The 23,696-nt window shown below is 42.8% G+C and carries 21 protein-coding genes; 13 read left to right on the top strand and 8 right to left on the bottom strand.

The features are described from left to right. Positions 1 to 21: 21 nt before the first annotated feature. Positions 22 to 720, bottom strand: coding sequence for a hypothetical protein (locus ACLI08_RS06120; RefSeq protein ID WP_411427579.1), 699 nt, complete (start codon positions 718 to 720; stop codon positions 22 to 24). A 442-nt stretch (positions 721 to 1,162) separates the two neighbouring features. On the opposite strand from ACLI08_RS06120, the gene ACLI08_RS06115 reads away from it, so the two are divergent. Together ACLI08_RS06115 and ACLI08_RS06110 are read left to right on the top strand one after the other, a co-directional pair. After that, complete coding sequence (locus tag ACLI08_RS06115; RefSeq protein ID WP_411427578.1) at positions 1,163 to 2,038, top strand: carbon-nitrogen hydrolase; 876 nt, start codon at positions 1,163 to 1,165, stop codon at positions 2,036 to 2,038. Between the two features lie 134 nt (positions 2,039 to 2,172). Further along, positions 2,173 to 3,243, top strand: a complete 1,071-nt coding sequence (locus ACLI08_RS06110) for an agmatine/peptidylarginine deiminase (protein WP_411427577.1) — start codon at positions 2,173 to 2,175, stop codon at positions 3,241 to 3,243. Between the two features lie 153 nt (positions 3,244 to 3,396). Here ACLI08_RS06110 and trxA read toward each other — a convergent pair whose 3' ends face one another. After that, positions 3,397 to 3,735, bottom strand: coding sequence for a thioredoxin (gene trxA, locus ACLI08_RS06105; RefSeq protein ID WP_411428007.1), 339 nt, complete (start codon positions 3,733 to 3,735; stop codon positions 3,397 to 3,399). Positions 3,736 to 3,810: 75 nt separating this feature from the next. Next, positions 3,811 to 5,223 carry an MBL fold metallo-hydrolase gene (locus ACLI08_RS06100; protein WP_411427576.1) on the bottom strand — a complete coding sequence of 471 codons (1,413 nt, stop codon included), beginning with the start codon at positions 5,221 to 5,223 and terminating at the stop codon, positions 3,811 to 3,813. Positions 5,224 to 5,467: 244 nt separating this feature from the next. On the opposite strand from ACLI08_RS06100, the gene ACLI08_RS06095 reads away from it, so the two are divergent. Further along, positions 5,468 to 7,045, top strand: a complete 1,578-nt coding sequence (locus ACLI08_RS06095; protein WP_411427575.1) for a L,D-transpeptidase family protein — start codon at positions 5,468 to 5,470, stop codon at positions 7,043 to 7,045. 85 nt (positions 7,046 to 7,130) lie between these two features. Here ACLI08_RS06095 and ACLI08_RS06090 read toward each other — a convergent pair whose 3' ends face one another. Both ACLI08_RS06090 and ACLI08_RS06085 read right to left on the bottom strand, forming a co-directional pair. Then, the gene (locus ACLI08_RS06090; RefSeq protein ID WP_411427574.1) at positions 7,131 to 7,796 is read right to left on the bottom strand and encodes a hypothetical protein; all 666 of its coding nucleotides are present in this window, start codon (positions 7,794 to 7,796) and stop codon (positions 7,131 to 7,133) included. 21 nt (positions 7,797 to 7,817) lie between these two features. Then, on the bottom strand, positions 7,818 to 8,369 hold the full coding sequence (locus ACLI08_RS06085; protein ID WP_411427573.1) for a hypothetical protein: 552 nt from the start codon (positions 8,367 to 8,369) through the stop codon (positions 7,818 to 7,820). Positions 8,370 to 8,530: 161 nt separating this feature from the next. Between ACLI08_RS06085 and gcvT the strand changes: the two genes are divergently transcribed. The 3 genes from gcvT to ACLI08_RS06070 all read left to right on the top strand — a co-directional run bounded on the left by gcvT (position 8,531) and on the right by ACLI08_RS06070 (position 12,517). After that, on the top strand, positions 8,531 to 9,613 hold the full coding sequence (gcvT, locus tag ACLI08_RS06080; RefSeq protein ID WP_411427572.1) for a glycine cleavage system aminomethyltransferase GcvT: 1,083 nt from the start codon (positions 8,531 to 8,533) through the stop codon (positions 9,611 to 9,613). Positions 9,614 to 9,698: 85 nt separating this feature from the next. Beyond that, entirely contained in the window at positions 9,699 to 11,735 is a 2,037-nt protein-coding gene (locus tag ACLI08_RS06075) for a carboxy terminal-processing peptidase (RefSeq protein ID WP_411427571.1), read from the top strand. A gap of 71 nt (positions 11,736 to 11,806) precedes the next feature. Beyond that, complete coding sequence (locus ACLI08_RS06070; protein ID WP_411427570.1) at positions 11,807 to 12,517, top strand: YebC/PmpR family DNA-binding transcriptional regulator; 711 nt, start codon at positions 11,807 to 11,809, stop codon at positions 12,515 to 12,517. A gap of 82 nt (positions 12,518 to 12,599) precedes the next feature. On the opposite strand, the gene ACLI08_RS06065 is transcribed toward ACLI08_RS06070, so the two are convergent. After that, positions 12,600 to 13,094: a DUF6646 family protein gene (locus tag ACLI08_RS06065; protein WP_411427569.1), complete on the bottom strand. Its 495-nt coding sequence runs from the start codon at positions 13,092 to 13,094 to the stop codon at positions 12,600 to 12,602. 178 nt (positions 13,095 to 13,272) lie between these two features. On the opposite strand from ACLI08_RS06065, the gene ACLI08_RS06060 reads away from it, so the two are divergent. The 7 genes from ACLI08_RS06060 (at position 13,273) to ACLI08_RS06030 (ending at position 19,011) form a co-directional block, all read left to right on the top strand. Further along, a complete protein-coding gene (locus ACLI08_RS06060) occupies positions 13,273 to 13,827 on the top strand; it encodes an RNA polymerase sigma factor (protein WP_411427568.1) in 555 nt (184 codons plus the stop codon). Beyond that, the gene (locus ACLI08_RS06055) at positions 13,824 to 14,381 is read left to right on the top strand and encodes a hypothetical protein (RefSeq protein WP_411427567.1); all 558 of its coding nucleotides are present in this window, start codon (positions 13,824 to 13,826) and stop codon (positions 14,379 to 14,381) included. The genes ACLI08_RS06060 and ACLI08_RS06055 overlap by 4 nt, the downstream gene beginning before the upstream one ends. Beyond that, complete coding sequence (locus ACLI08_RS06050) at positions 14,365 to 15,417, top strand: hypothetical protein (RefSeq protein WP_411427566.1); 1,053 nt, start codon at positions 14,365 to 14,367, stop codon at positions 15,415 to 15,417. Before ACLI08_RS06055 ends, ACLI08_RS06050 begins: the two co-directional genes overlap by 17 nt. A 29-nt stretch (positions 15,418 to 15,446) precedes the next feature. Continuing rightward, the gene (locus tag ACLI08_RS06045) at positions 15,447 to 16,163 is read left to right on the top strand and encodes a head GIN domain-containing protein (RefSeq protein WP_411427565.1); all 717 of its coding nucleotides are present in this window, start codon (positions 15,447 to 15,449) and stop codon (positions 16,161 to 16,163) included. A 171-nt stretch (positions 16,164 to 16,334) separates the two neighbouring features. Further along, a complete protein-coding gene (locus ACLI08_RS06040; RefSeq protein WP_411427564.1) occupies positions 16,335 to 16,697 on the top strand; it encodes a BlaI/MecI/CopY family transcriptional regulator in 363 nt (120 codons plus the stop codon). Position 16,698: 1 nt separating this feature from the next. Beyond that, positions 16,699 to 18,756, top strand: coding sequence for a M56 family metallopeptidase (locus tag ACLI08_RS06035; RefSeq protein WP_411427563.1), 2,058 nt, complete (start codon positions 16,699 to 16,701; stop codon positions 18,754 to 18,756). 108 nt (positions 18,757 to 18,864) lie between these two features. After that, a complete protein-coding gene (locus ACLI08_RS06030; protein WP_411427562.1) occupies positions 18,865 to 19,011 on the top strand; it encodes an SsrA-binding protein in 147 nt (48 codons plus the stop codon). A gap of 592 nt (positions 19,012 to 19,603) precedes the next feature. Here ACLI08_RS06030 and ACLI08_RS06025 read toward each other — a convergent pair. Beyond that, positions 19,604 to 21,175: a vWA domain-containing protein gene (locus ACLI08_RS06025; protein WP_411427561.1), complete on the bottom strand. Its 1,572-nt coding sequence runs from the start codon at positions 21,173 to 21,175 to the stop codon at positions 19,604 to 19,606. Between the two features lie 250 nt (positions 21,176 to 21,425). Beyond that, entirely contained in the window at positions 21,426 to 23,690 is a 2,265-nt protein-coding gene (locus tag ACLI08_RS06020) for an aconitate hydratase (protein ID WP_411427560.1), read from the bottom strand. Positions 23,691 to 23,696 lie beyond the last annotated feature (6 nt).

Genomic DNA, 23,696 nt, shown 5'->3' with positions numbered 1-23,696 from the left:
TACACTATCCATACTATACCATTAACGTATAGGAGGGTTGTTAGAAAAATCGTAATACATGTAATTACCCCCCGTATTTTTCACCCTAAATATAAGGGTATTTTGGCTATTAATAGTGGCTTGGGCAAATTCAAAAACAGTAATATTCGGGTTAAGCTGATTATTAGCTACAATACTGTTTATTAAAGGCATAGAATAGCATGTGCCGTTTTGCACATAAGGAGCAGCCTGCACCGTTGCCTCTTCGTCTTTTACAGAAAAACTTAAAAAATACTGAAAATGGTTACCAAACACGGCTCCGGAACCCTCAATAGTACTTCTTATATCGGGCAGGGAAATGGCTTTAAAATCGGTATCTGGCACTAAAAGTACCTGCGGATACAGTGCAAGATCTAATTTGTGCGAGGCTTCTATGTTTTGATATGAAGCCAGATAATCTATAACATCATCGTTGTTTATAAGCCAGTTTACAATTTCAGTTACATCTGACTCTAAAGACAAGTCAACATAGTAAAAAATGGAGTCGTTGTCTGCGATTATTTTTGAATAAGATGTAACAAACTTATCGGTAACAGAGTTTTTTCTAACCAGCAAAGGCCAGTTGCCCCCCGGTTTTTTTGTAATAGAGGATGAAACATTTGTTTCAGTTGAAGGCATAGATTCCTCTGCACACTGCACAAATAGAAGTGCGAGTGCGAACACTGCGATAATTTTTTTCATGGTAATGGTTGTTAAAAAATTGGTATTAAAAAGTTGGATAAATAGTGTGTTTACTTCGAAGTAGAATAGTATCGGTTTTGCGCGCGTAGAAAACCAATTTGGGCTCAGTATAAAGTTACCGCCGCGACATGGCGTATGTTATAGGCAAACACCTATAGTTTTTATAGTGAAAATCCTAGCTGATAACTGAAATAAGAGCACTAGATTAGCCATGAAGAAACTTGCTAATCCCTATAATGAAAGATATTAACAGGGGGCTCGTTAATATATAATGCCAACCAACCTGAAAAAGATTGCTGTGCCGGGGCATCGGTACGGCAATCTTATTTTTTTGCCCGCTAGTAACCTTGTTTTTAATTAACCAAACACTAACTATAGCGGTAGATTTAATCCCGAAAAAAATGCGTAAATTTGCCGTTCAAATTTTTATAAACACCAAGAAATGGGTAAAGTAAAAGTAGGATTGGTACAAATGAGCTGCGTAAAAGAAAAGCAGCCAAATATAGATAAGGCCATACGCGAAATTCGTAACGCCGCTGCTAAAGGCGCTCAGATTGTATGCCTTCAGGAACTGTTTACGTCGCTTTATTTTTGCGATGTAGAAGATTATGAAAACTTTAAACTGGCCGAGGCTATACCGGGACCAAGCACAGAAACACTTAGCGAAGTGGCTAAGGAGCTGGGCGTGGTTATTATAGCATCGTTATTTGAAAAACGTACCGAAGGCCTGTACCACAATACTACCGCGGTTATAGATGCAGATGGTACCTACCTGGGCAAATACCGTAAAATGCACATACCGGATGACCCAGCGTTTTATGAGAAGTTTTACTTTACACCGGGCGACCTGGGTTACAAAGTATTCCAGACTAAGTTTGCCAAAATCGGTGTGCTTATCTGTTGGGATCAGTGGTATCCGGAAGCGAGCCGCATAACCGCCCTTATGGGTGCAGAAATTATGTTCTACCCTACGGCCATAGGATGGGCTACAGACCAAGACGAAGACACTAACAAAGAACAATATGACGCTTGGCAAACCATACAGCGCAGCCATGCTGTGGCAAATGGTGTGCACGTAGTAAGCGTTAACCGTGTAGGTTATGAGCAAGACGGTGCCATGAAGTTTTGGGGCGGCAGCTTTGTAGCTAACCCGCAGGGTAAACTGTTGTACCTCGGCACGCATGATGAGGAAGAAACCGTAGTGGTAGATGTAGATACTAAACTTACAGACCACTACCGCACGCACTGGCCTTTCCTTCGAGACCGCCGCATAGACAGCTACCAGCCGATAACAAAGAGGTATCTGGACAACGATTAGTCTGAAGTCCGAAGGTAAAAGTTTCAGGTTGTTTATCCGCATGTCATTGCGAGGAGGTACTACGAAGCAATCTTAATGTTTCACGTTAGCCTATCCTAAAATAAATTAAGGAATAGAGGCTCAATATCAAAAAAATGTCATTACTTACAGATATACAAACGCCTAAATCGTTAGGCTTTAGCTTCCCCGCCGAGTTTGCACCACAGCGTGCGCTTTGGCTTTCATGGCCTCATAAAGAAGAATCATGGCCGGGTAAGCTGCATACCATATATAAGCCCTACTGCGAGTTTATACTACAGGTAAGCCGACACCAAAAGGTATGCATTAACGTGGCCGATGAAGCCATGAAGCAGTTCGCATTAAACGAGCTGAATACCTACTTGCCACTGGTTAAAAACGCTAAGCTGAGCGAAGTTACTTTTTACTCCCACCCTACTAATGATGCCTGGTGCCGCGACCACGGCCCGGCGTTTGTAGTAAACAAACAAACCGGAGAAAAAGCAGTAGTAGACTGGGGCTATAACGCATGGGGCGGTAAGTACCCTCCGTTTAACCTGGACGATGTTATTCCTACCCGTATAGGGGAGGCATTAGGCCTTAAGGTTTTTAATGCCGACATTGTTATGGAAGGCGGTAGCGTGGAGTTTAACGGCAAAGGCACACTGCTTACTACCACAGCTTGTTTGCTTAACGAAAATCGTAACCCGCACCTTAACCAGAGCCAGATTGAAGAGTATCTTACCGAATATTACGGTGTAGAACACATTTTATGGTTAGGCGACGGTATTGTAGGCGATGATACCGATGGCCATATAGATGATATTACCCGTTTTGTAAACGAAGACACCGTAGTTACGGTTGTAGAAGAAAACAAAAACGACGACAACTATCATCTGCTGCAGGAAAACCTGAACCTACTAAAAGGCATGCGCCTTCAGGATGGCAAACAGCTAAATATTATAGAGCTTCCTATGCCAAAGGCTGTTATATGGGAAGACCAAAGGCTACCGGCGTCGTATGCTAACTTTTACATAGCTAATGAAAGCGTGATTGTGCCTACGTTCCAGGATAATATTAACGATAAAAAGGCTTTGGATATACTAACTGACTGCTTTAAAGGGCGTGAGGTTATAGGCATAGACAGTACAGACCTGATTTGGGGCCTTGGCAGTTTCCACTGCCTTAGCCAACAGGAACCTTTATAGATTTCAGCATTAAAATTTTAGATTTTAGATTTCAGATTAAATAACACTCCGATTTTAAATAGAGTGGAATCTGAAATCTAAAATCATATATATACCTTCTCATTTATTAGTACTGGTATATCCAGACTGAGACTGAAAACTGAGACTGAAAACTTAACAGACGCTTTTAATCCGGCTTACAATTTCTTCTTTAGGCACTACGCCGGCTTGTTTCCACAGTACTTTTCCCTCCTTAAAAAGCATAAGCGTAGGCACACCCCTAAGCTGAAACTGCGGGCTTGCCATAAGCGACTGGTTTTTATCTACATCAATTTTTATTATCGTTACGCTGTCGCCCAGGGTTTCCTTTACTTCGGTAAGTATGGGCGCCATCATTTTACAAGGGCCGCACCAGGTAGCAAAAAAATCTACCAGCACCGGCTTGCTTCCGTTTATGAGCGATTGAAATTTATCCATAGTAATTTGCTTATTTTGCTGTTTGTGTCTTAAAATTACTGAATTAAAAAAGCCCCGCCAATAGTATTAACAGGGCTTTAAAAAAAGTGAAAATGGCAACATATTTTTAGCCTACAACAAAGTGCTTGGGCACACGTAGGCAGTTTTCGGCACAGTTGTTTTAGCTATTTCTGCAAATCCCCCCACCACATCGGCAAAGTTATCATAGCCCAGTTGTTTTAATATACTTGCCGCAATCATGCTGCGGTAACCGCCCGCACAGTGCAGTATAAATTCTTTATCCTTAGGGAACAATGCCAAATTCTCGTAGATGGCATTAAGCGGTACATTCTCCACATTAATAACGTGCTCGCTATCATACTCGCTGGCCTTACGCACATCAAAAACAGGTACATTCTTATTATAGTACGTTTCAAACTCGGCAGCTGAAATGCGGTTTACCGTGTCAACGGGTTTACCCTCGGCTTTCCAGGCTTCAAATCCACCTTTAAGGAAACCTATAGTATGGTCATACCCCACCCTACTAAGTCGAATCATAGCCTCTTCTTCAGTACCCGGCTCGGTAATAAGTAGTATCTTTTGGTTAATATCTTTAACCATCTCCCCTACCCACATGGCAAAACTTCCGTTTAACCCTATGTTTATACTGTTAGGCACAAAACCTTTGGCAAATTCCTCAGGGTTGCGTACATCGAGCACAAGGGCGCCGGTTACATTTGCGGTAACCTCAAACTCTACCGGGCTCAGCGGATGTTTTGCACGTTTAAGAACCGCATCAAGGCTTTCGTAGCCCTTTACGTTCATTACCACATTTTTAGGAAAGTAACCCGGTGGTGTGGTAAGCCCGTTAAGCACCTCGTGCACAAACTCATCCTCAGTCATATCCGGGCGCAGGGCATAGTTGGTTTTCTTTTGGTTGCCCAGTGTATCGGTAGTTTCCTTACTCATTTTTTTACCGCACGCACTACCTGCCCCATGATTAGGATATACAATTAAATCATCCGGCAGTGGCATAATCTTATCCCGAAGCGAATGATACAGGTGCCTTGCCAGTTTTTCCTGTGTAAGTTCAAAAACCACGTGACGTGCTAAATCCGGCCTGCCTACATCGCCTATAAATAAGGTATCGCCTGTTATAATACCGTGTTCCTTACCGTTTTCATCTATAAGCAGGTAGGTAGTACTTTCCATGGTATGTCCGGGCGTGTGCAACACCTTTACTTTGCTGTTACCCACGCTAAACACCTGTCCGTCTTCGGCTACAATAGCTTCGTAACCGGGTTTTGCAGTAGGGCCAAACACTATTTGCGCCCCGGTTTTTTCTCTCAAATCCAGGTGACCGCTTACAAAATCGGCATGGAAATGCGTTTCGAAAACGTACTTAATGGTAGCGCCATCTTTTGCGGCACGGTTTATATACGGCTGAACCTCACGTAGCGGATCAAAAATCGCAGCCTCACCGTTACTCTCTATATAATATGCGGCATGCGCCAGGCAGCCTGTGTATATTTGTTCTACTTTCATAGTACTGTAATTAATTTATACTGTAAAATTAGTGCGGCGATGTTACTACCACAGTAACATAAGTTACACTGGTATTACGCAACATAAAGGTAGTGGCGCCTACATCAAAAAACTATGACAAATATCATGTAAGGCACTTTAACAGTCTGTTAGCCAATAGTGCTAATTATGCGTTAATGGTGTATTGGGCTCTTTTATTTATTAAAATTCTTCCTACATTTATAAAAAAAAGGAAACCTACTTTATGAAGAAGATTTTAGCAGTGCTGGGCATTGCCTTATTAACCAGCCTTACGTCTTGCAAAAAAGACAACAAAGACAAAGTGGACGCGTCTACCGAAACGCACGACCACGAAGACAAAATATTACCGCTGGATACTACAGCATTTGTCGGCTTTTTTAATCAATATCCGGATTATAAAACCTACAGCAGCCAGATACGCAAGCTGTACCGTAAACACCCGCATTACATTTGGCACGAAAAACGTGGGCTTATAGAATTTGCCGAGGTTATTTACAACCGTGTAAACCAGCTCGACGACGAGGGTTTACCGGCTAAAGTACCTTACAAAAACGTACTCGACGATTTGTTCCAGGATTCTGGCCGGGGCGAAAAGCCAAACGTAAACTCTGAGTTGCTTATATCTGGTATGTACTTTTACTGGGCAGATAAGACCATGGGCGGACTGCCTACCGATAAAAGCCGCGAAACGGGTTGGTACCTGCCACGCCAGCACACGGATTATGTAGCCTACCTGGACACGCTTATGCAGGATCCGCAAAAGATAAACGGTAGTTCGTCTAAAGTGTTTAGCCAGTACAACAATCTTAAAAAAGGATTACAAAAGTACAGGGACATCGAGAAAAAAGGCGGATGGAAAACCATTACTCTTGACGAAGGACAAAAATCACTTAAAGAGGGCGATACCGGTACTGCTGTAGCGGCCTTAAGGGCGCGCCTTGCCGTAGAGGGGTACCTGAAAAGCGACGATAAAAAACGCGAATTTGACAGCGAACTGAATGACGCAGTTAAAAAATACGAAGATAGCCACTACCGTACTTATAAAGGCGTAGTTACAGAAAGTATTATAAAGGAACTAAACATACCTGTGGCAGAGCGCATACGTACCATTGCCGTTAATATGGAGCGTTGCCGCTGGGTACCTACAGATATAGATAAGGAAAAGGAATACATAGCTGTAAACATACCATCGTACAGGCTGCGCTATGTAAGGGATGGAAAAATAGACCTTACCTCTAATGTAGTGGTGGGTAAAGAAGCTAACCGTACGGTTATTTTTAGCGGAAAAATGAGCTACATAGTGTTTAGCCCATACTGGAACGTGCCGCCGAGCATTGTAGAAAAAGAAATTAAGCCGGGCATAGCTAAGAACCCTAACTACCTTGCCGACCACAATATGGAATACTATAACGGCAAACACATAAGGCAAAAACCGGGCGGAACCAATTCGCTGGGGCTTGTAAAGTTTATGTTCCCAAACACAAACAATATTTACCTGCACGATACACCTGCAAAAGGCTTGTTTAATAAAGACGACAGGGCCTACAGCCACGGCTGTGTACGTGTGGAAAAAGCCCGTGAACTTGCCATAAAAATTACCGGTAAAGATGGTGGATGGAATGAGGCCAAAGTAGATAAGGCTATGAATGCGGGTAAAGAAAACAGTTATGTACTGAAAAAGAAAATACCAGTATACCTTACCTACTTTACCGCATGGGCAGATGAAAATGGTAACGTAGCTTTTTTTGACGACGTGTACCAGCGTGATGCCAGCCTTGCATCGTTATTGTATACCAAATAAACAATGTAACTTCCCTAACCTAAGTGTATAAAAAAAGCCCGTAACCATTGTAAAGTTACGGGCTTTTATATTTTCAGTTAGATTTTTAAAAAACTTTTGTGGCTTCGTTATAATCAAAGCCTTCCATGTAGGATATTTTCCATTCACCACCGTCCTTTACTACCCTGAACTTGTAGCTGAAATCTTTCCAACTTTGATCATCGTTAGGGCTTGTCCGAAATTTCCATTTAAGCTCACCCTTATTATCATCCAGGCTAATAACCTCTGTTTCTACTTCATCCCACTCAAAATTATCCTGGCAGTTGCACCATGGATTTACATCGTTATAAATATTAAACGGTGGAATTTCACGCGTATCCCACACGCCATATTTACCTGCCTTTAAATTCTTGTCTATTGTTTTTGCTATGTTACTGGCGTTATCCACAAACTCCTTAGAAAAAAAACCGGAAGCCTTTAAAATGTTAAGATTTACAACCTGCTTTTTAAAATCGATGCCTGTAGAAACCGTATCCCCTGGATTTTCTAAAGCAGGCAACAAATCAGGGGCTTTCCCGTCTGCCCACACTAATGTTCTGCGTATAAGTTGGGTTATTTGTTCCTTGTCTGCACTTTGATTATCCTTTGGCAATTTAGATGGTGTAGTAACCACAGTATCCGTTTTTTCCGGAGCGGGTTCTTTTTTTTCATTTTTACATGAAATAAATGTTGCGGCAACTAATACAGCCACAAAAGAAATTGATTTAGACATGATTGGTTTATTTGTTTTTTGTTACTTTTTTTCGAGTACTACATCTATAGGCTTATTCATTTTCCGGCCAAACTTTATAGCTGCCTGCTGGCTTTCGTTACTACAAAGCACATACATATTGTATGAATACAGTGGCTGTATCACAGTTTTAAACTGGCCGCCATTTTCCTTACCGTCTACATCTTCTATCTTTAAGCTAAAACGGTCTGCCGGGAAAGTGTTGGCTACTGAGAGTACATAATTATCTTTAGCGTACGGAAAAAACCAGCGTTCCTTTCCGGTAAGCTTAGTGCCTGCGGGTAATGGTTGGTTGTCATCGCCTATGGCGTAGTTTTGCTTAAACTTAAGCGGCTCGTTGGCACGGTTCCAGCTGTATATGTTACCTACATTTATAACATCCCTACCCAGGCTGTCTACCACGGTAACCTTCAGGTTTTTTATGTTTTCTGTTTTTCCGCTTTCATGCGCGTCAATTACCAGGTACGACGTAAAATCGTAGCCGCAGTGCATGGTTACCTGCTGGGCTTTGGCTGAAAAGCCCACGAATAATAATAGTATTACAATATATCGCATAATGCAAATGTACATAATTTGGCTGTTTGGCACACAGGGTTTAAAAAAGGGGAGTCCAATTTTATAACACTGAACAATAAAACAGTTATATCGTAAAATTAGGAGCCTTTATTGTGATTTTTTCAATAAATTAGCGTCCGGAAATTTTATTCTTTAAAAAAATGAAAAACACAGCGCTTACACACATTCACGAATCGTTAGGTGCCAAAATGGTACCGTTTGCAGGCTACAACATGCCCGTACAATATGAAGGAGTAAACATAGAACACGAAACCGTGAGAAGCGGTGTGGGCGTATTTGACGTGTCGCACATGGGTGAGTTTTTACTTACCGGCCCTAATGCCCTTGCCCTGATACAAAAAGTAACCAGTAACGACGCTGCTACCCTTACCGTGGGCCGTGCACAGTACTCTTGCCTGCCTAATAACAACGGTGGCATTGTAGACGACCTTATTGTGTACAAAATTAAAGACGAACAATACCTGCTGGTAGTTAATGCCAGCAACATAGATAAAGACTGGGAATGGATATCTAAACACAACGACCTGGGTGTAGATATGCGAAACCTTTCAGATGACTATTCGCTACTGGCCATACAGGGGCCTAAAGCGGTAGAGGCCATGCAGGCACTTACCAGCATAGACCTTTCGGCAATAAAATACTACCATTTTGAAGTAGCTGATTTTGCAGACATTGAGCACGTTATTATCTCGGCAACAGGTTATACCGGTAGCGGAGGTTTTGAAATTTATGCCAAAAACACCGAGATAGAACAAATATGGAACAAGGTGTTTGAAGCCGGTGCTTCTTTTGGTATTAAGCCAATAGGCCTTGCTGCCCGCGATACACTTCGCCTGGAAATGGGCTTTTGCCTGTACGGTAACGATATTAACGATACCACCTCCCCTATTGAGGCCGGCCTGGGCTGGATAACCAAGTTTACTAAAGACTTTACAAACAGCGAGGCACTTAAAAAACAAAAAGAAGAAGGCGTAAGCCGTAAACTTGTAGGGTTTGAACTTACAGAGCGTGGTATTCCGCGCCATGATTACGAAATTGTAAATGCCGCAGGCGAAGTTATAGGTATAGTAACATCGGGCACGCAATCGCCATCGTTAGGCAAAGGCATCGGGCTGGGTTATGTCCCTACCGAACTTGCTACAGAAGGCAGCGAAATTTTTATCCGCATCCGTAAAAATGATGTAGCTGCAAAAGTGGTAAAACTTCCGTTCTACAAAAAGTAGGTATTTTTTTATAAAATATTTAAGCCGCAAACCGTAAGGGTTTAGCGGCTTTTTTCGTTACATTTGGCATACAATCACGCCGTTTATGAAGAAAACCGCCTTACTATTTTTACTTTTTTCCTGCCATCTGTTTGCACAACAGTATGATGAGGCATGCGACAAGTTTTCTAAAATAAACGCACTGCTACAGCAAAAGCACTTTAAGCCAAAGCCGCTTAACGACAGCCTTTCTGCCTACGTATTTAATACTATAATAGATGACCTGGACGAAAACCACGTACTGTTTACCGAGACAGAGTATAAGGCACTGAGTGTACACCGTTTAAAAATAGACGACTACATACAAAAAACGCAATGCGGCTTTTTAGGTGATTTTGCCAAGACCTATAAAACCGCTTTGTTAAGGCGAAAAAAAATGGTAGAGGAAATACAAAGCGAGCAGCTGAGCTATTTTACCAAAGACACCATTTTTTATTCTAAAAAAGCATTCCCCTTTATAAATGATGTAGAACGCATAAAACGTTATTACCGTAAAAAAATAACCTACGACATACTGGAAGAAATAGCCGAAACCAGCAGCAATAAAGATTCGCTGCTAAAGGTATTGCCAAAGCTTTTTCAGCAAACAAAAAGTAAGGTTACAGATACCTACCTGTGCCGTATAAACAACCTGCTAAACCCTGCCGAAGGATTTGAGAATGCTTTATTCAACAGGTTCTTCTCGGTGTTCTGCTCGTATTTCGATCCGCATTCTACGTACTTTAACTATAACGAAAAATCGTCGTTTGTGTCTAACATCTCCACCCAGGGGTATTCGCTGGGGCTGTATGTAACCACCGAAGATGAAGAAAACCTGGTGGTAGAAGACGTAATTCCCGGAGGGCCATCATTTAAAACCCGTAAAATAGACAAGGGCGATAAAATAATACGGGTAGCGGCAAACGGGCAGGATTTAACCGTGTCTTGCGCCACATTGCAGTCGGTTAATACGTTTTTAACCAGCGACACCTATAAAAGCGTAACGCTTACACTGCGTAAAAAAGACGGTACTACCACACAGGTTGCCGTAGAAAAAGAAGTAATGAAAGACGACCAAAACCTTGTATACTACTATATACTGGGCAAAGGAGATAATAAAACGGGATACCTTAAAATACCCAGCTTTTATACTGATTACGACAATCCTGATGGTAAAGGCGTAGCGGCAGACGCGGCGGCGGCGGTAGCAAAAATGGAAGAACAGGGCATTAAAGGCCTTATAGTAGACCTCCAGTTTAACGGTGGTGGCTCTATGGACGAGGTAATACAACTGTGCGGCATGTTTATAAACTACGGCCCTGTAGCTACCCTTACCGATAAAGACCTTCAGTACAATACCATTCGTGATTATAACCGGGGCATGATTTACAGCGGCCCTATGGTGGTGTTGGTTAACGGTTACAGTGCTTCGGCCAGCGAATTTTTTGCAGGTGTAATGCAGGATTATAACCGGGCGGTTATAGTGGGCAGCACCACGCACGGCAAAGCATCAATGCAAAATATATTGCCCCTTACCGAGAAAGATGAAAACGACTTTGTAAAGGTTACCATAGACCGGTTTTATCGCGTAAGCGGAAAAAGCGCACAGTACAGCGGCATAGTGCCCGATGTAAACATACCGACCCTTTTTGATTTACTGGTACAGCGCGAAAGTGCGCTGCCAAATGCGCTTCCGAACGATTCCATACCTCTAAAACTGCGTTATGCAAAATTGCCCGAACTGCCTATAAAAGAGGCGACCAGCCTTAGCAATGAACGCATAAAAACAAATGCATGTTTTGTAGCTATGCAAAAGCTAAACGACCAGATTAAAAAAGTATACTACGAGGATCGCAAAAAGCTGCCGGTAACGTTTAACGCGATTTTTAACATGGTGCACAGCACAGATGCATTGTATAAAGACATAAAAAAAATAGCCGAAACAGAGCAGGACATCCCCGTAACGGGCAGCTACGAGGCCGAAGGAAGCCCTGAGTTTGTAAAAACGGTAAACGAATTTAAGATAAAAAGCATAAAAACAGACCCTTACATAGCAGAGGGGATAAATATTCTGCACGACCTTAACAAATACAAAAAGCACTAAAAAACGCTTTCGTTTTGTTTTGGCAAAAAGCATGAATAATTATATTTTTGTGCTCCAAATACGTAAACATTATGGGAAGAGCGTTCGAATTCAGGAAAGCCAGGAAAATGAAACGTTGGTCTGCCATGGCCAAAACCTTTACCCGTATAGGTAAAGATATTGTAATGGCGGTTAAAGAAGGTGGGCCAAACCCTGAAACCAACTCAAGGCTAAGGGCTGTTATACAAAATGCCAAGGCAGCAAACATGCCTAAAGACAATGTAGAGCGTGCTATTAAAAAAGCATCTGATAAAGATACCGCTAACTTTAAAGAGGTACTTTTTGAAGGATACGCGCCGCACGGCATTGCCATACTTATAGAAACCGCTACAGATAATAATAACCGTACCGTAGCTAACATACGCAGCTACTTTAATAAGTGTAACGGTACACTGGGAACCCAGGGGTCTGTAGAGTTTATGTTTGACCACACCTGTAACTTCCGTATACCTGCCGAAGGCCAGGATGTAGAAGAACTGGAACTGGAAATGATAGACTTTGGTGTAGAGGAAATCTTTGCCGATGAAGACGGTATTGTTATGTACGCACCGTTTGAAAGCTTTGGAGCCATACAGAAAGAGCTGGAAAACCGCGGCCTTGAAATCCTTTCTTCAGGATTTGAGAGGATACCTCAGGTAACAAAACAGCTTACCGAAGAGCAGGTGGCTGATGTGGAAAAACTTCTTGAAAAAATTGAAGAAGATGACGACGTTATGAACGTGTACCACACCATGCAGGAGTAATTTATTTTAAATTATAAATTTTGAATTATAAAGCGAAAGGCTGCCCATGGGCAGCCTTTTCGCTTTATATATACATTCTACATTACAGGTTAAAGGAAGCCCCTACCTGAAACGTAAACTGGTTATTATAATAATCATACCCTACCGGGTTACTTTTGTATCGGGCAAAAGGCGCAGCAACTTCAGAATATAAACCAAAGCCATCGGTAAAGAAATAACGTACCCCCAGGTGTCCACCAAAGTTACGCAGCCCCAGGTTTAATCCCGGGTACACATCCAGCTTATCTGAAATACCAATTACATCGCCTATGTTAGCATTAAGGCGCGCTTTAAGGTCGGCACGGTCATCAAAACCTGCCTTTTTTGGCTCTATCCTGTCGGCATTTAATAAATATGTAGCCGAAAAACCGTACGAAAGATTTTTGCCTAAGCCAAAGTCTACCGTTCCGGTAATACCGTTAGCATGATCCTGTGCATTAAAACCTATTTGCAGTTTAGTATCGCCTTTACCCTTATAGGCCTGGGCTCCCGCAACGCACGAAAAAGCAAGCGCTGCCATAAGTAGTATTTTTTTCATTAAAATGTATTTAATCAGAATTAGTGTAAAGATACGGTAAAACCCGCACAAAGACAACGCTATTACACTACCGTAAACACACGATAACGATATTCCTTCAAAAAAAAATTATTACAAACTGTAACAAACACTACCTTACAGCTGTCATTATATAAAAGCAACAAACAAACGCAAAACATTGACGGTAACAAGCCAGCATACAGATCCGCTAATAGCCCTTTGCAGGGAGGGTAACCGCAGTGCACAGTTTGAGCTGTACAACCGCTATTATAAGGCCATGTACAACACAGCACTGCGTGTGGTAAAAGATGCGCACTGGGCCGAAGATGTAATGCAGGAGGCGTTTCTTAAAGCATTTACAAAAATAGATACGTATAAGGGAGAGGTGGCCTTTGGCGCCTGGCTAAAACGTATAGTGGTAAACCACAGCCTGGACTGCTATAAAAAACTGAATCAGGGTGCCATGGACCCGTTAGAAGACGTACTGTACAAGGTAGAAGACGATGGCTACAAAGAAGAGATAAAAGTCGACTTTCAGCAAATGCAGGTACAGCAGGTAAACGCCGCCATAAACAGCCTCAAGGAAAATTACCGCATTATCCTTACACTGCTGTATATAGAGGGCTACGACCAGGAAGAAATTAGTGAAATTATGGGTATATCGGCAGGGAATTGCCGCACCACCCTTAGCAGGGCTAAAGAAAGCCTTATTAAAAAACTGAAAGGAATATGAACGAAGAGAAAAAACATGACGACCTGAACCACCTTTTTGCACACCTGCAAGGCCAATGGGATACCGAAGAACCGCCATTGGGGCACCATAAACGCTTTATGGACCGGCTGGAAGAAAAACAACAACCACGAAAAAAAGGTATATTCTGGGTAATTACCCCTGTGGCTGCAGCGGTAATTATGGTACTTGGGCTTGCGTTTATTTTTGTAAACCGCCCTACTGACCACGAGGTGGCGCTAAACAATATGTCGGCTAAAACACGCGAAACACAGGAGTATTTTAATATGGTTATTAAAAAAGAACTGGCCAAGGTAGCCCGCGAAGACAGCCCCGAAACACGAAAACTGGTACAGGATACACAAGCCCGCATGAACGGCCTGGAAGCTGACTATAATAAGCTGGTGAATGAACTGAATACCAAAGGCGAAAGCAAAAAAATACTCCACGCTATGATAACCAACCTGCAAACACGGATATCGTTTCTGGAACATGTACTTACTGAGATAGAAAACATTAAAAAAATAAAGGAAAATTATCATGAAAGCAATACATAAAATTACCTTACTGTTACTGCTGTTTCCCGTGCTTTCGTTTGCCGGGATTACAAAAGGGAAGTATTTAAAAGAGAAAAAAATAAACCGTGCGTTTAACGTAAACAGCACCGCAGCCCTTCAGGTAATGAACAAATACGGTAACGTAACCATTACCACCTGGGATGAAAATAAAACCAACATAGATGTGGTAATTACCGTTAGCGGTAACGATGAGGAAGATGTAAACAACCGCCTTGCAAGTATAAATGTGGAGTTTAAAGACAGCCCGTCTTTAGTGGAAGCCTACACCCGTATGGGTAAGTTTAAAGGCAGGAACATAAGCCTTGAAATTAATTACACCATAAAAATGCCAAAAAACGGCACGCTGGGCATAGGAAACACGTATGGCGATATACGCCTGGGCAAAATGTATGGCGGTATGAATGTAAAAATTCAGTACGGCAGCCTTAATATAGATGAAGCAAATTCTGAAAACAATAAACTGGATTTACAGTATGCTTCGGATTCTAAAATAGGCTATGTAAAATCAGCGGAAATAAGTATGCAATACAGCAGCATTGATGCCGGTAAAATAGGCACTGCCAATGTAAAAAGCGAATATTCTGACCTTAAGGTAAAAAGCGTAATCGACGTAAAAACAAATATGGCATATAGCGAATTTGTTGCAGGCTGGGCAGATAAGGTAATAGTAGATGGCGATTACAGCAACGTAAAATGCGACCGCCTTAATGGTATGCTTACAGCATCATTAAACTACGGCGACCTTAAAGTAAGTACCATTAGTAAAGATACCCGTGTAGTAGCGGTTAAAAACGAGTATGGCGAAACACGCTTAGGGTTTGCAACAGATGCTGGATTTACTTTTGACTTCACTACAGAATATGGCAGCATAAGCGGTAAAGACCTGCTTAACTTTAACGAAGCATCTGAAAAAAGCTTTACAGCCCACTACACAGGATCTAGTAAAAGCGGAAGCGGCAACTGTAAGGTAACCGCAAAAACAAGCTACGGCGACATTAAAATAAGCCGCAATTAATTACACCATCAATCACATACATCTGCATTATGAAAAAAATTGTTTTACTTTTTAGTCTGGGCATCCTTGCATTTGCCTGTAACAGCGTAAGTAATATGGCGGGCATTACACCACAGGGCCCTACCGTAACCGAAAACCGCGAAACCGGAAGCTTTACAAAGCTGGATGCGCATACATCGTTCCTGGTAAAACTGGTACACAGCAATAAAGACGCTGTAAAAATAGAGGCGCCGGAAAATATTGTGCCCCTTATAGAAACCCAGAGTAAGAACGGAGAACTGTACATAGGCCTTAAATCTGGTTATAACCTTAAAAATGGTAAAGGAATAACCGTAACCGTGTACTTTACAACTTTAGAAAAAATACACCTTAGCGGCTCTGGCGACATTGTATCTAATGATGTAATTACTAATAACTGCGCCATAAGCCTAAACGGATCAGGAGATGTAACCGTTCCGGTAAAAGCAAACAAAATTGAGGTAAGGCTACAGGGCTCAGGAGATATTAACGTATCGGGCAGCACAGATGCGCTTGAGTGCAGCTTAACCGGCTCCGGCGATATCCATGCCGATAAACTTACCAGCAGCACTACCGATGTTACCGTTACCGGCAGTGGCGATGTAAGTACCACTACTACATCAGCCATTACAGGCCGTATTACCGGTTCGGGTGGGGTAAGTTACGGTGGCAACCCTGCTAAAAAAGACCTGTCTGTTACGGGCAGCGGAGAATTTTCTACATTTTAATTTCACCAATACAAGTTGTTTTACAGCCTCTTACCTTGAGTAAGGGGCTTTTTTGTTTCAAAAAAAATTGCCTGAACACAATAAAAAACGTATTTTGTAGTTATTAAACTATAAAATTAGTTTGAAAACTAAAAAAATAGTTATACATTTGAATTACTAAAAAAATACACCATGCAAAAGCTAACAAATAAGGAAGAAGAAGTAATGCACATACTATGGAAGCTGGAAAAAGCTTTTGTAAAAGATGTACTTGCCGAAGCGCCCGAAGACAAGCCACACTACAACACCTACAGCACCATTATACGCAACCTGGAAGAAAAAGGATACGTAGGCCATAACGCATACGGTAATACCCACCAGTACTACCCTGTAGTTTCTAAAGAAGACTACCGCACACATTTTGTAAGCAACACGCTGGAAAATTACTTTAACAACTCGTACAAGAGTATGGTATCTTTCTTTGCCAAAGAAGAAAAAATCAGTGCCGATGAGCTTCGCGAAATACTGGATATGATAGAAAAAAATAAGGAATAGTATGGAAACACTGCTACTGTATACGCTTAAGGCTTCGGCATTGCTGCTTACGTTTTTTGCAGCCTATCACCTGTTGCTAAAAAAAGAAACTTTTTTTAGTGCTAACCGGGGCTTTTTACTGGCGGGGCTCATTACCTCTGCCCTATTGCCGCTGGTAGAATACACGCGTGTAATTTGGGTAAACCCAAAACCCGTACAGCAGTTAAGCGCCGCGCAGCTGGCCTACCTAGCCACCGCGCTTAAAGGGCAGGCAGTACAGGTAGCACAACCACAGCCTTTTAACTGGTGGTACGTAGCCGGTGCGGTGTATATACTGGGCATAGCTTTTTTTATGGTGGCACTTTTTACCGATATTTTTAAAATCCGAAAAATGCTGCGTAATAAACAGGTTATACGGCAACAGCCTTACAAACTGGTAGATTCGCCTGCGGTAGCCTCACCGTTCTCTTTTTTTAATTACATCGTTTTTAATTCCTCTACCCTGGCCCCACAGGAACTGGAAAGCATTATAAGCCACGAAAAAGTGCACAGCAGGCAAAAGCATACGCTTGATATGCTACTGTCTCAGGCCTACTGCATACTGTTTTGGTTTAACCCTGTAGCGTGGCTGTATAAAAAAGCCATAGCGCAAAACCTGGAATTTATAGCCGACGCCGAAGCATTAAAACAGGTAGCCGATAAAACGGCGTACCAAAAAACCATGCTACGGTTGGCACTGGGTACACAGCCCATTAGTATTACGAATCATTTTTATCAATCTTTAATCAAAAAACGAATAGTTATGTTAAACAAACAAAGATCGCACAGGTACAGCACGTGGAAATACGCGCTTGTACTGCCTGTATTAGCGCTTTTCACAATGGCGTTTCAGGTAAAAACAGTAGCCCGCGAAAAATCAGCACCGCAAACCACGACCAGTAGCCATTCTGAGGAGTCGGTTACCATTCAAACGGAAATCAACAAAGATTCAGACAAGAACAAGGAGCTGGATGGGCTGAAGAAAAAGTTTGCCGAAATAGGGGTTGATTTTAATGTGAGTTTCATTGAAAAAAATGACAAGGGAGAAATTACCGCCATAAAAGTGGAACTTAAAGGCGAAGGCCAGGAACAGGCTTATAATGTAAAAAGCTCTGACCCCATAAAACCCTTTATAGTAACCGCCAAGCAGCAAAATGGAAAGCTGGTAGGCATATCTGTATACCCGGGGATAAAAAAACTGCCTAAAGACGCTGTAATGGCCGTTGACGCCGCAGATGATGCAATGCCCATAGAAGAAGCCGAAGTAGCCGCAGACATGATACCCGCTCCACCGGTACCCGGTTTAGAACCGCCTATGGCACCACCGGTTCCGCAGAGGGGGTTTGGGCAAGACCCAGACGGTAGTACCGTAGCCATGAATATAACCGACAACACTCTTGTGCTGGTAGATGGTATAAGACAACCTAAAGGTGCACCCGTAAAATTACCTATTGACCGTGAGATAGCTTCGGTAAATGTTTTAAAAGGTAAAGAAGGCAAAAAGAAATACGGCAAGGAGGCAAAAGATGGCGCCATAGAAATAACCACAGCTAAAAAACGTGCTGATAAAGTGAGTGTTAACCGCATTAACGTACCGGGTTCGGCAGCGTTTGCGTTTAGCATGCCCGATGGTGATGTTTCGGGGGACATTATTGAGTTTCACGGCGCATTCCCTGAAGGGCTGGAAGCCTTTGCAGACTTGGGCCAACTTGATTTCTCTGAGCTGGAAAAACTGGGCGACCTAAAGATATTTTCTGATATTGAAAGTATGAGTAACGACGACATAAACGCCTGGGCTGCACATGCTTCAAGGCTTGCCGAACGTGCCGGACGCCAGGCAGAACTGGCAGCAAGGCGTGCTGAAATAGCCGGAAGAAAGGCCATTATTATTGATAAAAGAGCAGACAGGGAAAACCGCAATGCCGATAACGCTACGCTACGCAGGCAACTTGAAGAAGCGAAAAAGCAACTTGAGGAAACAAAAAAGGAGCTGAAAAAACAGATTGCCAAGCAAAAAGCAGCAGCGGGCAAAAAAGCATAAGCTATATTTTGGGTTAGTTTTACATATAGCATAACAAACTGTTATGAATAAAGGCAGCTGATAATCAGCTGCCTTTTGTTATTTTTACAGTACCAAAAACAATGCACCATGTATAAACTACTTGCAAAACTAAATAAATGGCTGTTGCCCAACTATACCCGGCAGCAGCTGGACCTGGCTAAGGCATCTAAACTGCAAAAAGCGATTATAGGATGGAAGTACTGGGTAACTACGCATGCACTGGACGAAAAGTAAACAGCTGCATATCAAACATATAAAATACAACAAGTGGTAGGTATTTTTACCTGATTTTATTTTTCGGGTATTTTCCGATTTTTTTTAGGAGTATGTTTGCAATGTTAAACAGAAACAAAAACAATTCAGGAGCATAAATACTGATACTGAAAGGTTTAAAATATACCTACCAATCTACTGGCAGCCCCCAAATATGCCGGTATCATACAAAGGTGCAGCTTGTAAGAGAATCCCACCTGCACCTTATATTGCCAAAAATGAGTCGCGATACCGTATAAGGTGCGCGACTTTTTTATTTCCGAAAATTCAGTCCACCTTGTAAATCAGGGTGTTTACCGCGCATAGTCTTAAAATCGCTTAAGAAATCATTTTTTAACGAAATTTTATTTTTTTAAATACACAAAATTGTAGTACATTTGTACTATAAGTTTTCTGCACTAGGAAAACTTATTTGGTTGGTTGGTTTTGCCCCTCTCTCAGAGGGGCTTTTTTTTTGGTTGTGGGTGAAATTCAGCTTTACTAATGCCATATCGTCAAACAAAAAACTCCCCAAGAGATTCTTAAGGGAGTTTTGCACTAAAAACCAATATTGTTATCCTTTCTTGGAAGAAAGAGTAGCAGCTTCTTTTACGAGTTTAATAAATTCCTCTTTAAAGTCATCATTACCCGCCATACCTGATTTGGCAAGATCTTCTACCATATCATAAGACAGGGAACCTTTATACTTGCTGTCGCGAAGTAACATCCCGAAACCTGCCACCGCAGAAACAAACCGGGCATCGTTCCCCGGGGTTACGGAAACCGGCGCTACAGGCTGCTCAATCAGTAAACTTTTGTGTTCGCCAATAGACTTGTATCTAAGCTTCACCGTAAGTAAATCGCCGCTGTTACCCGAGGTTACGGTAGGCTTTTGGTACTTCAGCTTATCGGTTTTACGGGTTTCAAAATTAACCCCTACAGGAACCACCTCATACAATGCCGTTACGCGGTGGCCTGCCCCCAGTTCGCCTGCATCTTTAGTATCGTCGTTAAAATCTTCGTTTGCCATAACGCGATTTTCGTAGCCTATAAGCCGGTATGCCTGTACTTTTTCGGGATTAAACTCTACCTGAATCTTTACATCTTTTGCAATCACAAAAAGATTAGCCAGCAATTCTTTTTCAAAAACTTTTTGTGCTTCCTTCATGTTGTCAATATAAAAGTAATTGCCATCGCCCCAATTGCTGATTTCCTCCATGGTGGCATCTTTATAATTACCCATACCAAACCCGCAAATCGTAAGGAAAATTTCGTTGCCCTTATTTTTTTCTATCAGGTCTAAAAGACCTGACCTCGAGCTTACCCCTACATTAAAGTCGCCATCGGTTGCCAGGATAACGCGGTTGTTGCCCCCTTTTATAAAGTTAGCCGCAGCGGTTTTATACGCCAGCTCCAGCCCTTCTCCTCCTGCGGTAGAGCCTCCCGCCTGCAAACTCTGTAACGCCTCTTTAATTTTATCCTTTTCATCTACAGACGTTGAGGGCAACACCAGCCCCGCGCTACCGGCATACGTTACTATAGATACGCGACTACCGGCAGGCAGGTTATCTACCATAAGCATAAAGGCATCGCGCAGTAACGGAAGCTTGTTAGGATCGTCCATAGAGCCGCTGGTATCGAGTAGGAATACCAGATTACCCGGTTTTACGCTGCTGTAATCCAGTTTTTTCCCCTGAAGGCCTATACGTACCAACTGGTGGTCTTTGGCCCAGGGTGCATTCCATACTTCGGTTGTAACAGAAAAAGGCAAATCGCCCGCAGGTTGCGGATAGTTATAGTCAAAATAGTTAATGAACTCCTCAATACGCACAGCCCCTTTTTCTGGCAGGTTACCGGATTCTATGATGCGGCGTACGTTACTGTACGAAGCGTTGTCTACATCTATAGAAAACGTAGAAAGCGGATTTGAAGTAGCGTCTTTAAAATCGTTTTCCACAATACGGTCGTACTCTTCAGTGTTATGCGGTGCGGCGTCTGCCGTTGTTTCTTTAGAAACGGCTTCGGGTATTTCAACCATTTCCATACTTGCAGCATCGGCTGCATCGGCTTCGCCCCCGTCAGCCTTTTTACAGGCGGTAAGCATCATCAGTGCGGCAAAGGCACTGCATAATAAATTAGTTTTCATGTGAAGAAAAAATTGGTGGTTAAAAATAATTGTTAACGGTTAGTGTACACTGTTTTTGCACCAACGCAGTATACCAACCTCATATTTTTAACACGTGCAGATTATAACAGTTTGTTTATAACTAACGGATGTGGGTATGTAACCGATGTTAAAAAATGAAATTAAATTTTAACACTTCGCTCTTCCGCATAAAAAAACTCCCACCGTGTACCGATGGGAGTTTTTGTGTATTTAAGAACTATACTGTGGCTTAGTTAGCGCCGGCAGCAATCAGGTTTAGAGCGCTACCTGCTTTAAACCATTCTATTTGTCCCTGGTTGTAGCTGTGGTTAGCAATAATGTTTTCCACACTGCTATCGGCATGTACAACCTGAAGCGTTAGCGGCTTGCCCGGTGCAAATTCTGTAAGGTCTATAAAGTTAAAGGTATCGTCTTCCTGTATTTTGTCGTAATCAGCCTCGTTAGCAAAGGTAAGCGCAAGCATACCCTGCTTTTTAAGGTTGGTTTCGTGTATACGTGCAAACGACTTAACCAGCACCGCCTTAACGCCAAGGTGGCGTGGCTCCATAGCGGCATGCTCACGAGACGAACCTTCGCCATAGTTGTGGTCGCCCACTACTATACTTGGTACGCCTGCGGCCTTGTAGGCACGCTGTACAGCAGGTACAGCATCGTACGCGCCGGTAAGCTGATTTTTAACGTTGTTTGTTTTTTGGTTAAAGGCGTTTACCGCACCTATAAGCATATTGTTAGAAATATTATCCAGGTGGCCACGGAAACGTAACCATGGACCTGCCATAGAAATGTGGTCTGTAGTACACTTACCAAAGGCTTTAATAAGCAGCTTGGCACCCATAATATTTTTACCATCCCACGGCTGGAACGGATCCAGCAACTGAAGGCGCTCAGATGTAGGGCTTACCGCCACCTGCACACTGCTACCGTCTTCGGCAGGAGCCTGGAAACCAGGATCATCTACGGCAAAACCTTTTTCAGGCAGTTCGTGCCCGGTAGGTTCATCCAGCATTACTTCCTGTCCGTCTTCGTTAATAAGTGTATCGGTAAGTGGGTTAAACCCAAGGTCGCCCGCTATGGCTATAGCCGTTACAAGCTCTGGCGAACCTACAAACGCAAGGGTGTTAGGGTTACCGTCGGCACGCTTAGAGAAGTTTCGGTTAAACGAGTGTACAATAGTGTTACGCTCTTCTTTTTCGGCACCTTCCCTGTCCCACATACCTATACAAGGTCCGCAGGCATTAGCAAATACCGTAGCGCCAATTTTATCAAATGTATCAATAAAACCATCGCGCTCTATAGTGTAGCGCACCTGTTCTGAACCCGGGGTTATGGTAAACTTGGCTTTCGTTTTAAGTTTCTTTTCGGCAACCTGTTTTGCCAGGGAAGCCGAACGCGAAATATCTTCGTAAGACGAGTTTGTACAAGAACCTATAAGGCCTACCTGTACCTGTAGCGGCCAGTTGTTTTTAGCTGCCTCTTCCCTCATTTTAGAAATAGGCGTAGCTAAATCCGGAGTAAAAGGCCCGTTTAGGTGTGGCTCCAGCTCAGAAAGGTTAATTTCTATAACTTGGTCAAAATACTGCTCAGGGTTAGCATACACTTCGGCATCACCGGTTAGGTAACCTTTCACTGCGTTAGCAGCATCGGCTACATCGGCACGGTTTGTAGCGCGCAGGTAGCGGTCCATAGACTCATCATACCCAAAGGTAGATGTAGTAGCACCAATTTCGGCACCCATGTTACAAATGGTACCTTTACCTGTACAAGACATGGCCTGTGCACCTTCGCCAAAATATTCTACAATGGCACCGGTACCCCCTTTTACGGTTAGTATACCGGCTACTTTAAGGATAACATCTTTAGGGGCAGTCCAGCCGCTTAGCTTACCGGTAAGTTTAATACCTATAAGCTTAGGGAATTTAAGCTCCCATGCCATACCGCTCATTACGTCTACCGCATCTGCACCACCTACACCTATGGCAAGCATACCAAGGCCGCCGGCGTTTACGGTGTGAGAGTCGGTACCAATCATCATACCGCCAGGGAACGCATAGTTTTCCAGCACTACCTGGTGGATGATACCGGCACCCGGTTTCCAGAACCCGATGCCGTATTTATTAGAAATTGAAGACAGGAAGTCAAAAACCTCATTGCTTTGCTCTTTAGCACGCTTAAGGTCGGTAGCAGCATCTACTTTTGCCTGTATAAGGTGATCGCAGTGTACTGTGGTAGGTACGGCTACTTTGGCTTTACCGGCATGCATAAACTGCAAAAGGGCCATTTGAGCGGTTGCATCCTGACAGGCTACCCTGTCTGGTGCAAAATCTACATAATCTTTACCTCTTGTAAATGCCTGGGTAGGCGTGCCTTCCCAAAGGTGAGAATATAGGATTTTTTCAGAAAGCGTAAGCGGACGGCCTACCAGTTCGCGTGCTTTATCTACACGCTCGGCCATCTTAGCATACACATTTTTGATCATTTCGATATCAAAAGCCATATGTTT

The organism is Flavobacterium sp. RNTU_13 (genome assembly GCF_046614455.1).
Classification (GTDB): domain Bacteria; phylum Bacteroidota; class Bacteroidia; order Flavobacteriales; family Flavobacteriaceae; genus Flavobacterium.
Note: the sequence above shows the minus strand (reverse complement) of the source record. Positions and strands in the feature narration are given on the sequence as shown.